Source organism: Sphingobium xenophagum (assembly GCF_031457465.1).
Classification (GTDB): domain Bacteria; phylum Pseudomonadota; class Alphaproteobacteria; order Sphingomonadales; family Sphingomonadaceae; genus Sphingobium; species Sphingobium xenophagum_A.
The window spans coordinates 99,946-112,687 of record NZ_JAVDWV010000009.1; the positions used below are offsets into that span (position 1 = coordinate 99,946).

At 62.8% G+C, this 12,742-nt stretch carries 14 protein-coding genes; 9 read left to right on the forward strand and 5 right to left on the reverse strand.

What is annotated here, in order from left to right; genetic code table 11:
- Positions 1 to 5: 5 nt before the first annotated feature.
- Complete coding sequence (gene ruvX, locus J2W40_RS10985; protein ID WP_405053623.1) at positions 6 to 479, forward strand: Holliday junction resolvase RuvX; 474 nt, start codon at positions 6 to 8, stop codon at positions 477 to 479.
- 10 nt (positions 480 to 489) lie between these two features.
- Here ruvX and J2W40_RS10990 read toward each other — a convergent pair whose 3' ends face one another.
- From J2W40_RS10990 to serB, 3 genes are all read right to left on the reverse strand, one after another.
- Positions 490 to 1,926 carry a L,D-transpeptidase family protein gene (locus tag J2W40_RS10990; protein WP_310224648.1) on the reverse strand — a complete coding sequence of 479 codons (1,437 nt, stop codon included), beginning with the start codon at positions 1,924 to 1,926 and terminating at the stop codon, positions 490 to 492.
- 107 nt (positions 1,927 to 2,033) lie between these two features.
- The gene (locus J2W40_RS10995) at positions 2,034 to 2,288 is read right to left on the reverse strand and encodes a hypothetical protein (RefSeq protein WP_310224650.1); all 255 of its coding nucleotides are present in this window, start codon (positions 2,286 to 2,288) and stop codon (positions 2,034 to 2,036) included.
- A 162-nt stretch (positions 2,289 to 2,450) separates the two neighbouring features.
- Positions 2,451 to 3,329 carry a phosphoserine phosphatase SerB gene (gene serB / locus J2W40_RS11000; protein WP_310224652.1) on the reverse strand — a complete coding sequence of 293 codons (879 nt, stop codon included), beginning with the start codon at positions 3,327 to 3,329 and terminating at the stop codon, positions 2,451 to 2,453.
- Here serB and miaA point away from each other — a divergent pair.
- From miaA to ilvC, 5 genes are all read left to right on the forward strand, one after another.
- Positions 3,328 to 4,272 carry a tRNA (adenosine(37)-N6)-dimethylallyltransferase MiaA gene (miaA, locus tag J2W40_RS11005; protein WP_310224654.1) on the forward strand — a complete coding sequence of 315 codons (945 nt, stop codon included), beginning with the start codon at positions 3,328 to 3,330 and terminating at the stop codon, positions 4,270 to 4,272. The genes serB and miaA overlap by 2 nt on opposite strands.
- Positions 4,273 to 4,373: 101 nt before the next feature.
- Positions 4,374 to 6,125: an acetolactate synthase 3 large subunit gene (locus J2W40_RS11010; protein ID WP_310224656.1), complete on the forward strand. Its 1,752-nt coding sequence runs from the start codon at positions 4,374 to 4,376 to the stop codon at positions 6,123 to 6,125.
- A 10-nt stretch (positions 6,126 to 6,135) separates the two neighbouring features.
- A complete protein-coding gene (locus J2W40_RS11015) occupies positions 6,136 to 6,495 on the forward strand; it encodes a hypothetical protein (protein ID WP_310224658.1) in 360 nt (119 codons plus the stop codon).
- Positions 6,495 to 7,010, forward strand: a complete 516-nt coding sequence (gene ilvN / locus J2W40_RS11020) for an acetolactate synthase small subunit (protein ID WP_037479805.1) — start codon at positions 6,495 to 6,497, stop codon at positions 7,008 to 7,010. The genes J2W40_RS11015 and ilvN overlap by 1 nt, the downstream gene beginning before the upstream one ends.
- A gap of 181 nt (positions 7,011 to 7,191) precedes the next feature.
- A complete protein-coding gene (gene ilvC / locus J2W40_RS11025) occupies positions 7,192 to 8,211 on the forward strand; it encodes a ketol-acid reductoisomerase (RefSeq protein WP_043152671.1) in 1,020 nt (339 codons plus the stop codon).
- 79 nt (positions 8,212 to 8,290) lie between these two features.
- Here the strand turns inward: ilvC and J2W40_RS11030 are convergent, their stop codons facing one another.
- On the reverse strand, positions 8,291 to 8,479 hold the full coding sequence (locus tag J2W40_RS11030) for a hypothetical protein (protein WP_310224660.1): 189 nt from the start codon (positions 8,477 to 8,479) through the stop codon (positions 8,291 to 8,293).
- Positions 8,480 to 8,652: 173 nt separating this feature from the next.
- On the opposite strand from J2W40_RS11030, the gene hslV reads away from it, so the two are divergent.
- Positions 8,653 to 9,219: an ATP-dependent protease subunit HslV gene (gene hslV / locus J2W40_RS11035; protein WP_310224662.1), complete on the forward strand. Its 567-nt coding sequence runs from the start codon at positions 8,653 to 8,655 to the stop codon at positions 9,217 to 9,219.
- 161 nt (positions 9,220 to 9,380) lie between these two features.
- A complete protein-coding gene (hslU, locus tag J2W40_RS11040) occupies positions 9,381 to 10,682 on the forward strand; it encodes an ATP-dependent protease ATPase subunit HslU (RefSeq protein WP_310224664.1) in 1,302 nt (433 codons plus the stop codon).
- Between the two features lie 52 nt (positions 10,683 to 10,734).
- Here the strand turns inward: hslU and J2W40_RS11045 are convergent, their stop codons facing one another.
- Positions 10,735 to 11,958 carry a polyhydroxyalkanoate depolymerase gene (locus J2W40_RS11045; RefSeq protein ID WP_310224666.1) on the reverse strand — a complete coding sequence of 408 codons (1,224 nt, stop codon included), beginning with the start codon at positions 11,956 to 11,958 and terminating at the stop codon, positions 10,735 to 10,737.
- Positions 11,959 to 12,085: 127 nt separating this feature from the next.
- Between J2W40_RS11045 and J2W40_RS11050 the strand changes: the two genes are divergently transcribed.
- On the forward strand, positions 12,086 to 12,742 hold the full coding sequence (locus tag J2W40_RS11050; protein ID WP_310224668.1) for a glutathione S-transferase: 657 nt from the start codon (positions 12,086 to 12,088) through the stop codon (positions 12,740 to 12,742).

The following is a 12,742-nucleotide window of genomic DNA, read 5'->3' on the forward strand; positions in this document are numbered from 1 at the left end:
ACATCATGCCATTGGTAACGACGGATCGCGTCGCCTTTCGCGAGGCCTTGCCGCAGGGTGGCCGTCTGGTCGGCATGGATGTCGGCACTAAGACGATCGGGCTGGCGCTATGCGACGCGCGCTGGTCGATCGCCAGTCCGGCCCACACCATCACACGCAGTAAATTCAGCAAGGACAAACTGCTGCTAGCGGCCTTCATTACCGAGCAGCAGGTCAAGGGCATCGTCATCGGCCTGCCCCTCAACCTCGACGGCACCAGCAGCCCACGCAGCCAGTCGAGCCGCGCCTTCGCGCATAATCTAGCGGATTTCGGCCTGCCGGTCCTGCTCTGGGACGAACGCTGGTCGACCCAGGCCGTGACCCGCACCTTGCTGGAGGCCGATGCCAGCCGCGCCCGCCGAGACGTGTTGATCGACAAGCTGGCGGCGAGCTATATCCTTCAGGGTGCGATCGACGGGCTGGTGGCTGGGCTGGAGTGATCTGCCCCGGTCAGATCCCGTCGCGTCCATAAACGTCCGGCAAAAACTGCACCCCCTGCGCGGTTGGCACGGCGGTCAGATAGGTGAGGAATACCGGCACCGGCTGGGGCAAGGGCTGATGCTGTTCGGGTGCGTCGCCATCGAGCGTGGGCGCCTTGCCGAAGAACCAGCGCCCCAGCCGCTGCGCATCCTCCAGCCTGACGCAGCCATTGCTGAAATGGCGGTCGGCCTTGGCGAACAGGTCGCGCTGGGGCGTGTCGTGGAGGTAAATGCCGAGGTCGTTGGGAAACATGAACTTCACCCGGCCCATGGCATTACCCGCGCCCGGCAACTGGCGCACCCGCACCTCGCGCCGTCCCGCCGCCACCGCGTCCCAATCGACCGCACTTTGCGGCAGCGGCGCAGCATCAGCGCTCCAATCGGCCAATGCCTCATAATTCAGGCTCTTGAGCGATGCGCCGCGGAGAATTTTCGGCGCGACATTGCGCTGCACCAGATCGGGCGGGATATTCCAATAGGGGTTGAGCGTCGCATAGCGGATCATCCCCGCCATCAAGGGCGTCTGGGTTTGCTCTGTCCCGACAACGACCTTCATCGTGCCATCGAGTGCGCCCTTGTTGTAATACCAAAGCCGCGCGGATGCGGCATCCACCACGACATGGCGGGTCCAGGGCCCAGGCAACAGTCGCGCCCGTTCCAGGTTGAGCGCCAGCAGCCGGTCATAATAGCGCGGCCCCCGGTTGAGCGCCGCGACCGTCATCGTCCCGGCCACGCCGTCGGGCTTAAGCCCATGATCGCGTTGAAATACCCGCACCCGTTCAACCAGTGCCTTGTCATAAGCTGTGCCGTCGGACAGGCCAAGCCGCTGGCGTAGCCGCGCAATGTCGGGTGACTTCCCGCCGGGACGCAGCTTGACGTCTGCCGGGACGGTGATGGCGGGCAAATCCCCCCATGTATCGAGATAGATCGCCCTTGCCTTGCGCAACTGCATATAGAAGGGGCTCATCCAGCCTGCGGTCTGGATATAGTCTTTCAGCGATGGTGCGAGTGCGGCTGTGCGCAATATGTCGGACGGATCGGGATCACGCGGCTCAACCTCCGGGTCGAGATAGCGCATCGCCATGCCGCGCGCGGGACGGCGCATATCGACGACCAGGTCGGCCAATGCCTTCGACAGCGCCAGTTCCGCGCGTGCCAGTACTTTGGGGTTGGGACTGTTATCGGCTGCGTCTATCAGTTTCTGCAGGTCGCGCGCGCCATAGGCTCGCGGGCGTAGGCCATCCAACTCACTGTCGGCGATCAGCGCCAACAGCGCGTCGGCCTGTGGCCCGATCCGGTCTTTTTCCACCCATAGCGGCCAATAGCCGCGCCGGGCGTAGAAATCCTTATATTTGCCGCTGACCGCGCCGCGGATCTCGACGCCGACGCCGGGCTGCGCCGCCTGCACCGGATCGACCGGCGATTGCGCAGCGACCGGCGTGGCGCAGGCCAGCGTCAGGCCGACAAAGAGGAAGGGGGCGCGACGATATCGCCGCGCCCGAAGCCGTGCGTGGATCAGCCGCGTTCTCCGGCGCGCGGCGGGGGCGGCGGGGGTGGCGGCGGGCAGGGCGGACCCTGAACCGCGTGATAAATGCCATCGGCGGTATAATAGCCATCGACATAGCCATCGCCGTCGCGGTCTGCGGCGACCGTGCCGGCGATCGCACCGGGGCCGACCGGCGGCGCGGCGGTGACCGGCGCGTCATTCTGGGCGCAGGCGCTCAAGGCCATCAGTCCGGCTGCGGCCAAAGCCATATGTTTGAATTGCATATCATCTCCCTGGGCGTATGGGGCAAGGATCGCCGGACGCCGTTAGATTTGTTGCCGTCATCACAGCGGCGCAACGCCAACGTTCGAACCGCGCGATGGAATCCATTACCCTAGCGCAATGACGGCGAACAGGGCGTTAACCGAGACGGGACGTTGACAACCCTAGTCGATCACCCAATCGGCCGACGCGATCCCCTGCGCATAGAGCAGCACTGACAGGTCGCCATGAACGATCTCGGCGGCGGCGGCGGCGCGGGTGACCGGCTTGGCATGATAGGCGACGCCCAACCCTGCCCCTTCGATCATCGGAATGTCGTTCGCGCCGTCGCCCACAGCGAGGGTCAGCGCCCGGTCGATGCCGCCCGCGATGGCCGCTTCCAGCTCCGCCCGCTTGCGCGCCGCATCGACGATCGGACGGGTGACACTGCCCAGCAAGGCGCCATCGGCAATCTCCAGCACATTGGCGACATGCACGTCGAAACCGATCTCGGCCGCCACTGGTCCGGTGAAGCGGGTGAAGCCGCCCGACACTAGCAAGGTCCGCGCGCCCCGCGCCTTCATCGTGCGGACCAGCGCCTTTGCGCCGCCCATGATGACCACGCGCTCCTGCCGACACTGGTCGATGGCGCTGTCGGGCAAGCCCTTGAGCAGCGCGACACGGCCATGCAGCGCCCCTTCGAAATCCAATTCCCCGCGCATCGCCCGCTCGGTGATCTCGGCGATCTGCGGCTTGATACCGGCATAGTCGGCCAGTTCGTCGATACACTCGACAGTGATCATGGTCGAATCCATGTCGGCGATCAGCAGTTTCTTCGCGCGCCCCTCGACCGGCTGGACGATCACGTCGATGCCCTGTCCGACATCGGCTAATGCCGCGCGCGCGGATACCGGATCGGCAGCGAAGAACAGGTCCGCCGCCTTGTCGCGGTCGAGCCAGTGGTTCTCACCGGGCTGGCACCCCGCCTGCGCCAGCCGATCGGCGGCGGCCGCAATATCCCCCTGCCCGATCGAGCCACTTGCCACTAAGGTCGCGACGAACATGAACACTCCTGACACACAGCAGGGCGAATCCCGCCCACGGGTCGCGCTTATTGCCGGGCCGACCGCCAGCGGCAAGAGCGCGCTCGCCATTGCCCTCGCCAAAGCCACGGGCGGCATCGTCATCAACGCCGATGCGAGCCAGGTCTATGCCGACCTCGCCATCTTGTCCGCACGGCCAAGCGCGGACGAGATGGGCGATGTGCCCCACCGGCTGTTCGGCCATATCGACGGGGCACAGGCCTGCACCGCGCCACGCTGGGCGGACGAGGCGAAGGGGCAGATCGCCGCCGCGCAGGAGCAGGGCCGCCTGCCCATACTGGTCGGTGGCACGGGCCTCTATATTCGCACATTGCTCGATGGCATCGCGCCGGTGCCGGACATCGACCCGGACATACGTTCGACGGTGCGCGCCCTGCCCGTTGCGGAGGCCCATGCCGCGCTGGCCCATGAAGACCCGGAGGCTGCCGCGCGCCTGGCCCCCGCGGACACGACCCGCGTCGCCCGCGCGCTGGAGGTAGTACGCTCCACCGGCAAGCCATTAAAACAATGGCAGCAACATAAGGGCGGGGGCATCGCCGACCAGATCACCCTGACGCCTATGATCCTGCGCCCGCCGCGCGACTGGCTGATCGCCCGCTGCGACCGGCGTTTCGGACAGATGATCGACGCGGGCGCGATCGAAGAGGTCGAGGCGCTGCTCGCTCGTCATCTCCATCCCGACCTGCCGGTCATGCGCGCGATTGGCGTGCCGGAAATCCGCGCCTGGCTCATGGGCGAGATCGACCGGGAAACAATGATCGAACGCGGCGCGCTCGCCACCCGCCAATATGCCAAGCGCCAATATACCTGGTTCACCAACCAGCCCCCGCCGCATTGGCCGCGCGAGACACGAGAAGTTGATAACAAGATCATCGCCGAATTAGCAATTAAATTACAACAATAGCGCTTGACCCGTCATTTTATGTCCATTAGAGGCTGCCACCTTGCTATCGCAGGCCCGCTGTCGCAAAGGACGGAGCTTGCATCATATGAGAAGGATTTATCGTGGCCGAAAAGAGCGGCGCGGACATATTGGTTGAATGCCTGATCGATCTCGGTGTCGAGGTCGTGTTCGGCTATCCCGGCGGCGCGGTGCTGCCCATTTATGACGCGCTCTACAATCACCCCACGATCAAGCATGTGCTGGTCCGCCACGAACAGGGCGCGACCCACATGGCGGAGGGCTATGCCCGCTCGACCGGAAAGCCCGGCGTCGTTCTGGTCACCTCCGGCCCCGGCGCGACCAATGCGGTCACCGGCATCACCGACGCGCTGATGGATTCGATCCCGATGATCGTCATCACGGGACAGGTGCCCACCCAACTGATCGGCACCGATGCCTTTCAGGAAGCGGACACGGTCGGCATCACGCGCCACTGCACCAAGCATAATTATCTGGTGAAAGACCCCGGCAAACTGGCGGGCGTCGTGCATGAGGCATTCCACATCGCCACGACGGGTCGCCCCGGCCCGGTCGTCATCGACATTCCCAAGAATGTCCAGATCGCGACCGCGCCCTATAAGCGTCCCGAACCGGTCCAGCATGCCAGCTACCGCCCGCAGATCAAGGCGGACGCGGCGGGCATCGACGCGGCCGTCGAAATGCTGGCCGCGGCCGAGCGCCCCATCTTCTACACTGGCGGCGGCGTCATCAATAGCGGCCCGCAAGCCAGCGCTTTGTTGCGCGAACTGGCCGCGCTCACCGGCGCGCCCGTCACCTCGACCCTGATGGGCCTGGGTGCCTTCCCCGCATCGTCCGACCAGTGGCTGGGCATGTTGGGGATGCACGGCACCTATGAAGCCAATTGGGCGATGAACCAAGCCGACCTCATCCTGTGCGTCGGCGCGCGCTTCGACGATCGCGTCACCGGCCGCCTAGACGCCTTCGCGCCCAACAGCCGCAAGGTCCATATCGATATCGACCGCAGTTCCATCAACAAGATCGTCGATGTCGATGTCGCCATCCAGGCCGACGTGGCCAGCGCGCTCGACGACATGATCGCCCTGTGGAAGCAGCGCGGTCATGAACAGGCCGACCTGTCGGCATGGTGGGACCGGATCGCGGAATGGCGGACGAAAAAGTCGCTCGCCTATGTCGAAAACGGCACCGAAATCATGCCCCAGCGCGCGATCGCGGACCTCTACACCGCGTGTCAGGCGACCGGCAAGGATGTCATCATCACTACCGAAGTCGGCCAGCATCAAATGTGGGCGGCGCAGCATTTCGGCTTCGAAGCCCCCAATAAGTGGCTGACCTCCGGGGGCCTCGGCACGATGGGCTATGGCTTCCCCGCCGCCATCGGCGCGCAGATGGGCAATCCCGACAGCCTCGCAATCTGCATCGCGGGCGACGCCTCGGTTCAGATGAACATTCAGGAAATGGGCACCGCCAGCCAATATCGCCTGCCGGTCAAGCTGTTCATCCTGAACAATGAATATATGGGCATGGTCCGCCAGTGGCAGGAACTGACCTATGAAAGCCGCTATTCCAACAGCTATTCGGACAGCCTGCCCGACTTCGTGAAGCTGGGCGAAGCCTATGGCTGGACCGGCATCCGCATCGAAGAGCCAGGCGATCTGGAAGCGGGCATCCGCCAGATGCTGGAAACGCCAGGGCCAGTGATCGTCGATTGCCGCGTCGCCAAACTGTCCAACTGTTTCCCGATGATCCCGTCGGGCGCGGCCCATACCGAAATGATGCTCGATCCCAACCAGATCGCCGGCATCATGTCGGACGAGGCGAAAGCCTTAGTATGAGGATGGCGGTGTGACGCAGCACCTCCAGCTGCGCGTCCATGTCAGCGAACCGTGGGATTTCGAGCGAATCGCGGGCACGGCCGAGCTATCGGGCTGGACCATCGACCATGCCGACCCGACCAATGACGAATGGGTCGTGCATCTGGACGAGGGGTTCGACTTTCACGAGCGGCATATCGGCACGCTGCTGGTCGGTCCCCGCTATGTCGGCGAACATCTCAGCCGGATGTTCGATGCGGTGGCGGGACTGCCCGTCCGCGTCGCCCACCGGCAGGATGATGGCTGGCATTATGCCTTTACGGCGATGATTTCGGAACGGGCAGATCCCAGTGACGCCCATGAAGATGTGAATGACGGGACAGCCAAGTGATGCATATCCAGGAAGAATTGAACCAGCGGCACGTCCTGTCGCTGACCGTTTCGAACGAAGCCGGCATATTGGCGCGCATCGCGGGCCTGTTCACCGCGCGCGGCTATAATATCGACAGCCTGACCGTGGCGGACATCACCGACGATCATAGCGTCAGCCGCATCACCATCGTCACCAACGGCCCGCCCAAGGTGATCGACCAGATCATTGCCCAGCTCGACCGGCTGGTGCCCGTCCACAAGGTCACCGACCTGACCGAAGTCGGCCCCTTCGTCGAACGCGAACTGGCGCTGGTCAAGGTCAAGGGCACGGGCGAAGACCGGATCGAAGCGCTGCGCCTGGCCGATGTGTTCCGCGCCAAGGTGGTCGACACGACGATCGAAAGCTTCATCTTCGAAATCACCGGCACCACCGACAAGATCGACAATTTCGTGGGGCTGATGCGCCAGATCGGCCTGGTCGAAGTCGGCCGCACCGGCGTCGTCGGCCTGATCCGGGGCAAAGAGCCGGTGTAACCTATTCACCCCTCTCCCACCGGGAGAGGGAGGGGCCTGCCGCTGAGCGGCGGGAGGGCAAGGGCTGCGCCCCTGCCCGGTGGTACACCCTCACCAACTTCGACTAGGGCCGGTCGGCCCAAGTCTTCGTATCCTCTCCCTCAAGGGAGAGGGTCAGGATATGAAAAGGGAAGAGACAGTCATGAAGGTTTATTACGATCACGATGCGGACATCGGCCTGATCAAGGGCAAGAAGGTCGCGATTCTGGGCTATGGATCGCAGGGTCATGCCCATGCGCAGAATCTGCGTGACAGCGGCGTCGCCGAAGTCGCTATCGCGCTGCGCGCCGGGTCCGCCTCCGCCAAGAAGGCGGAAGGCGCAGGCTTCAAGGTCATGCCGAACGCGGAAGCCGCCGCCTGGGCCGACGTGTTCATGATCCTGGCTCCCGACGAGCATCAGGCCGCCATCTATGCCGACGACGTCCACGCCAATCTGCGCCCCGGCGCGGCGCTGGCCTTTGCCCATGGCCTCAACGTCCATTTCGGCCTGATCGAGCCGCGCAAGGATGTGGACGTCATCATGATCGCGCCCAAGGGCCCCGGCCACACCGTCCGCGGCGAATATGTGAAGGGCGGCGGCGTCCCCTGCCTGATCGCCATCCATCAGGATTCGACCGGCAACGCGCATGACATCGCCCTCTCCTACGCCAGCGGCGTTGGCGGCGGTCGCAGCGGCATCATCGAAACCAATTTCCGCGAAGAATGCGAAACCGACCTGTTCGGCGAGCAGGCCGTGCTGTGCGGCGGCGCGACCGCGCTGGTCCAGGCCGGGTTCGAAACGCTGGTCGAAGCGGGCTATGCGCCTGAAATGGCCTATTTCGAGTGCCTGCACGAATTGAAGCTGATCGTCGACCTGATGTATGAAGGCGGCATCGCCAACATGCGCTATTCGATCTCGAACACCGCCGAATATGGCGACATCAAGACCGGCCCGCGCATCATCACCGAAGAAACCAAGAAGGAAATGAAGCGCGTCCTGGCCGACATCCAGTCGGGCCGCTTCGTCAAGGACTTCGTCCTCGACAACCGCGCCGGTCAGCCCGAGTTGAAGGCCAGCCGCATCGCCGCCCAGCGCCACCCGATCGAGGAAACCGGTGCCAAGCTGCGCGCCATGATGCCCTGGATCGGTGCCAACAAGCTGGTGGATCAGGAAAAGAACTGATCTTTCGCCCTATCCCTTCGAACGAAGCGCGCAGCTTCGTTCGAAGGGATAGAGCATCGTCTGTGATTGGCGATAAGCCCTATTGCAGGACGGGCCGGATCATCGGCGCATTCTTGCGGAGGCGGACGCCGTCGCAATCCGGCTCACCACAGGTACAGGCTTCCAGCGTGTAGCGGACACCGCACATGACCAGCGTATCGCGATCAAAACTATAGTTGGAAATTCCCGCTCGCTCGACTTTTTCCTGAGCCATGGCCTTGAGAGACATGCGAGTCCTACCCTTCCTGTTGGACCTCAATAGTTGATGTTGCGCTGCACAATGTCAATTAACCGACATTGGTTCCGACAATATTTGTCACAATATTGTCTTGTGAATGCCACGGCTCGGCGTAGCGCATACACCCGCTTGCACCCGGCGCGCTCGCCTCCCATATGCCGCCCATGAACGACCAACATCGCAACGCCATGCCGGTCTGGCATGGCACCACCATTATGTCCGTCCGCAAAAATGGCAAAGTCGTCGTCGCTGGCGATGGCCAGGTGTCGATGGGCCAGACCGTGATGAAGCCCAACGCCCGCAAAGTGCGCCGCCTGCATGACGGCTCCGTTATTGGCGGCTTTGCCGGCGCGACGGCGGACGCCTTCACTCTCTTCGAGCGGCTGGAAGCCAAGCTGGAGCGGCATAACGGGCAGTTGATGCGCTCGGCCGTCGAACTGGCCAAGGACTGGCGCACCGACAAATATCTGCGCAATCTGGAAGCCATGATGATCGTCGCGGACAAGGATGTGACGTTGATCCTGACCGGCAATGGCGACGTGCTGGAGCCGCTGAACGGTGTTGCGGCGATCGGATCGGGCGGTAATTTCGCGCTGGCTGCGGCGCGGGCGCTGGTGGATTATGAGGCGGATGCCGAAGCATTGGCGCGCAAGGCGATGGCCGTTGCGGCGGACATTTGCGTCTATACCAATGATCAATTGACCATCGAGACGCTGGATTCGGTTGCCTAACTAACTAGCCCTCTCTCGCCTTCGCGGGAGAGCGTTGGGTGAGGCCCGTCCCTTATTGCAAGGATAAGACCCTCACCGACTTCGCCTAGATCGCTTCGCGATCAAGTCTCCGTAGCCTCTCCCGCGAAAGCGGGAGAGGAAAAGAAGAGATCGACATAGAGATGAACGACAATCTGACCCCCAAAGCCATCGTCGCGGCGCTTGACGCGCATATTATCGGCCAGAAGGATGCCAAGCGCGCTGTCGCTGTCGCGCTGCGCAATCGCTGGCGGCGGCAGCATTTGCCCGACGATCTGCGCGACGAGGTGACGCCCAAGAATATCCTGATGATCGGGCCGACGGGATGCGGCAAGACCGAGATCAGCCGCCGCCTGGCGAAGCTGGCCGATGCGCCGTTCGTAAAGGTGGAAGCGACCAAGTTTACCGAGATCGGCTATGTCGGCCGTGACGTTGAACAGATCGTCCGCGACCTGGTCGAGGAAGCGGTGCGGCTGGAGAAGGACCGCCGCCGCGAAGCGGTACGCGAAGCGGCATCGGAGGCGGCGATGAACCGCCTGCTGGACGCGCTGACCGGCAAGGAAGCGAGCGAGGCGACGCGCCTGTCGTTCCGCCAGAAGATCGAAGCGCACCAGATGAATGAGGTCGAGGTCGAGGTGGAAATCGCCGACAGTCCGTCGATGCCGATGGATATTCCCGGCATGGGCGGCCAGATCGGCATGATCAACCTGTCCGACATGATGTCCAAGGCGCTGGGCCAGAACCAGAAGAAGCGCCGCAAGCTGCGGGTCGCCGACGCCTGGGACAAGCTGGTCGAGGAAGAACAGGACAAGCGGCTGGACCAGGATGATGTCGCGCGCGTCGCGATCACCAGCGCCGAGCAGAATGGTATCGTGTTCCTGGACGAGATCGACAAGATTGCGGTGAGCGATGTGCGTGGCGGATCGGTCAGCCGCGAAGGCGTGCAGCGCGACCTGTTGCCGCTGATCGAGGGCACGACGGTTGCGACCAAATATGGCCCGCTCAAGACCGACCATATCCTGTTCATCGCGTCGGGTGCCTTCCATGTCGCCAAGCCCAGCGACCTGCTGCCTGAATTGCAGGGTCGCCTGCCGATCCGGGTGGAGTTGCAGGCGCTGACCGAGGAGGATTTCGTTGCGATCCTGTCGGACACCAAGGCAAGCCTGGTGGCGCAATATCGCGCGCTGCTGGCGACCGAGGGCGTGACCATCGACCTGACGCCCGAAGGCATCCGCGCGGTGGCGCGGATTGCGGCGGAGGTGAATGGCGAGGTCGAGAATATCGGCGCCCGTCGCCTGCAGACGGTGATGGAAAAGCTGCTGGAGGATGTGAGCTTCGAGGCTGAGGATCGTCGCGGTGAAACGTTGGTCGTCGATGCCGCCTATGTCGAAAAGCAGTTGGATGCGATCGCGCGCGACACCGACCTTAGCCGCTACGTCCTGTGATCCATAGGCAGCCGACCGATCTCATGCGGATCGGTCGGCTGTCTGATCGCAATCAGTTCATCGCCAGGATCATGTTGCGCACCTGGGGATAGACTTGACTTTCCCATTTGCTGCCGGAAAAGACGCCATAATGGCCGACGCCCGGCTGAAGATGGTGGCGTTTGAGATGCGGGCGCAAGCCTGTGCATAGGCCATGCGCCGCTGACGTCTGTCCTACAGCGCAGACATCATCCTTTTCACCTTCGACGGTGAGCAAGGCGGTGTGACGAATGGCGCCCGGCTTGACCAAGCGGCCCCGGTGCATCAACTCGCCCTTGGCGAGCGAGGCCTTCTGGAACACCAGATCGACGGTTTCGATGTAGAATTCGCGGGTCATGTCGAGGACTGCGAAATATTCCTCATAGAAATTCTTGATCTTGTCGGCTTCGACCGTCTTGCCGTCGGCCAATAGCTGATAGAGTTCGCGATGCTGCGCGCCATGGCGCTCCATATTCATCGCCATGAAGGCGGCAAGCTGGATGAAACCCGGATAGACTTCCCGGCCGCCGCCTGCATAGCGAAACGGTACGACCGAGATCAGATTCTTTTCGAACCATTCGATCGGCTTTTCATTGGCGAGATCATTGACCGCGGTCGGCGCGGCATTGGGATCGATCGGCCCGCCCATCAGCGTCATCGACCGGGGCGTCGCCGCATCCTTGTCTTCCGCCATCAACGCCACGGCGGCCAGCGCGGGAACGCAGGGTTGGCATACCGACACCATATGTGCGCCCGGCCCCATATGCTCGAAGAACTGGATCACATAGTCGACATAATCTTCAAAGCCGAAGCGACCCGCCGACAGCGGAACGTCGCGGGCGTTCTTCCAGTCGGTGATATAGACATCATGATCGCGCAGCAGGGTTTCGACCGTGCTACGCAGCAAGGTGGAGAAATGGCCGGACATGGGGGCCACGACCAGCACCTTGGGCTGGGCCGTATCGACCTCGTCTTTGACGAAGTGGAGCAGGTCGCCGAACGGCAGGTCCAGCGCCACTTCTTCGCGAACGCCCACCTGCGCGTTACCGCTGGTCACCGTGCCGATATCATAGGCGGGACGCTTGTGCGTTAGCTTTGCGCCTTGGAACACATCCATCAGCGCGAACAGGCGGCGGGGCATCGCCCACTGCGCCATCGGACCCATCGTATCCCGCATGCCAAGGGCGATCTGCGCCCCGAAACGGGCGGGAGCCAGCATGTCGTTCCAGGCCTGATAGCCGCTGTAGAGCATTCGCATAATCCCAATCGTGCCTTATTATTCCACCGCCAAACGAATCGGTCTTATCATGAAACGCTATACAGGCTTTTTATGTTGCGCCGCATCATCATAAATGGGAGGTTCCCCAAAGACGGGAGTAATTGCCATGGCTATTGCGGAACTCACTTTATCCAGCAGAAACTATTCCTCCTGGTCGCTGCGCGGCTGGCTGTTATGCCGGATTGCGGGGCTGAAAGTCCAAGAAAAATTAATTGCGCTCGACAACCCGGAGAATCGGGCAGAATTGCTGTTGCTCTCTCCATCCGTCCTCGTCCCGCGCCTCACCCATGAGGGCGCGAGCGTGTGGGATACATTGGCAATCGCGGAGTATCTGCACGAGCTTTATCCCGATGCCGGCATGTATCCAGCCGACCGCATCGCGCGGGCGCATTGCCGGTCGGTGTCGGGCGAAATCCATTCGGGCTTTGCCAATTTGCGCTCTGCCCTGCCGATGAACCTGAAGGTCCGGCACGCGCGCTTTCCCATTTTTTCCGGCGCGAAACCGGATATCGAGCGGATCGAAGCGATTTGGGCAGAATGCCTTGCCAGCTATGGCGGGCCATGGCTGTTCGGGGACAAGCCCACAGTCGCCGATGCGATGTTCGCGCCCGTCGCCGAACGCTTCCTGACCTATGCGGTGCCAGTGTCCGCTACCACAGCCGCCTATTGCCAGACGATCAATGGCTGGCCGCTGATGCGCGAGTGGATCGACGAAGCGCGGATCGAGCCGGACGAAGTCGAGGAACTGGATATCGAATTCTGA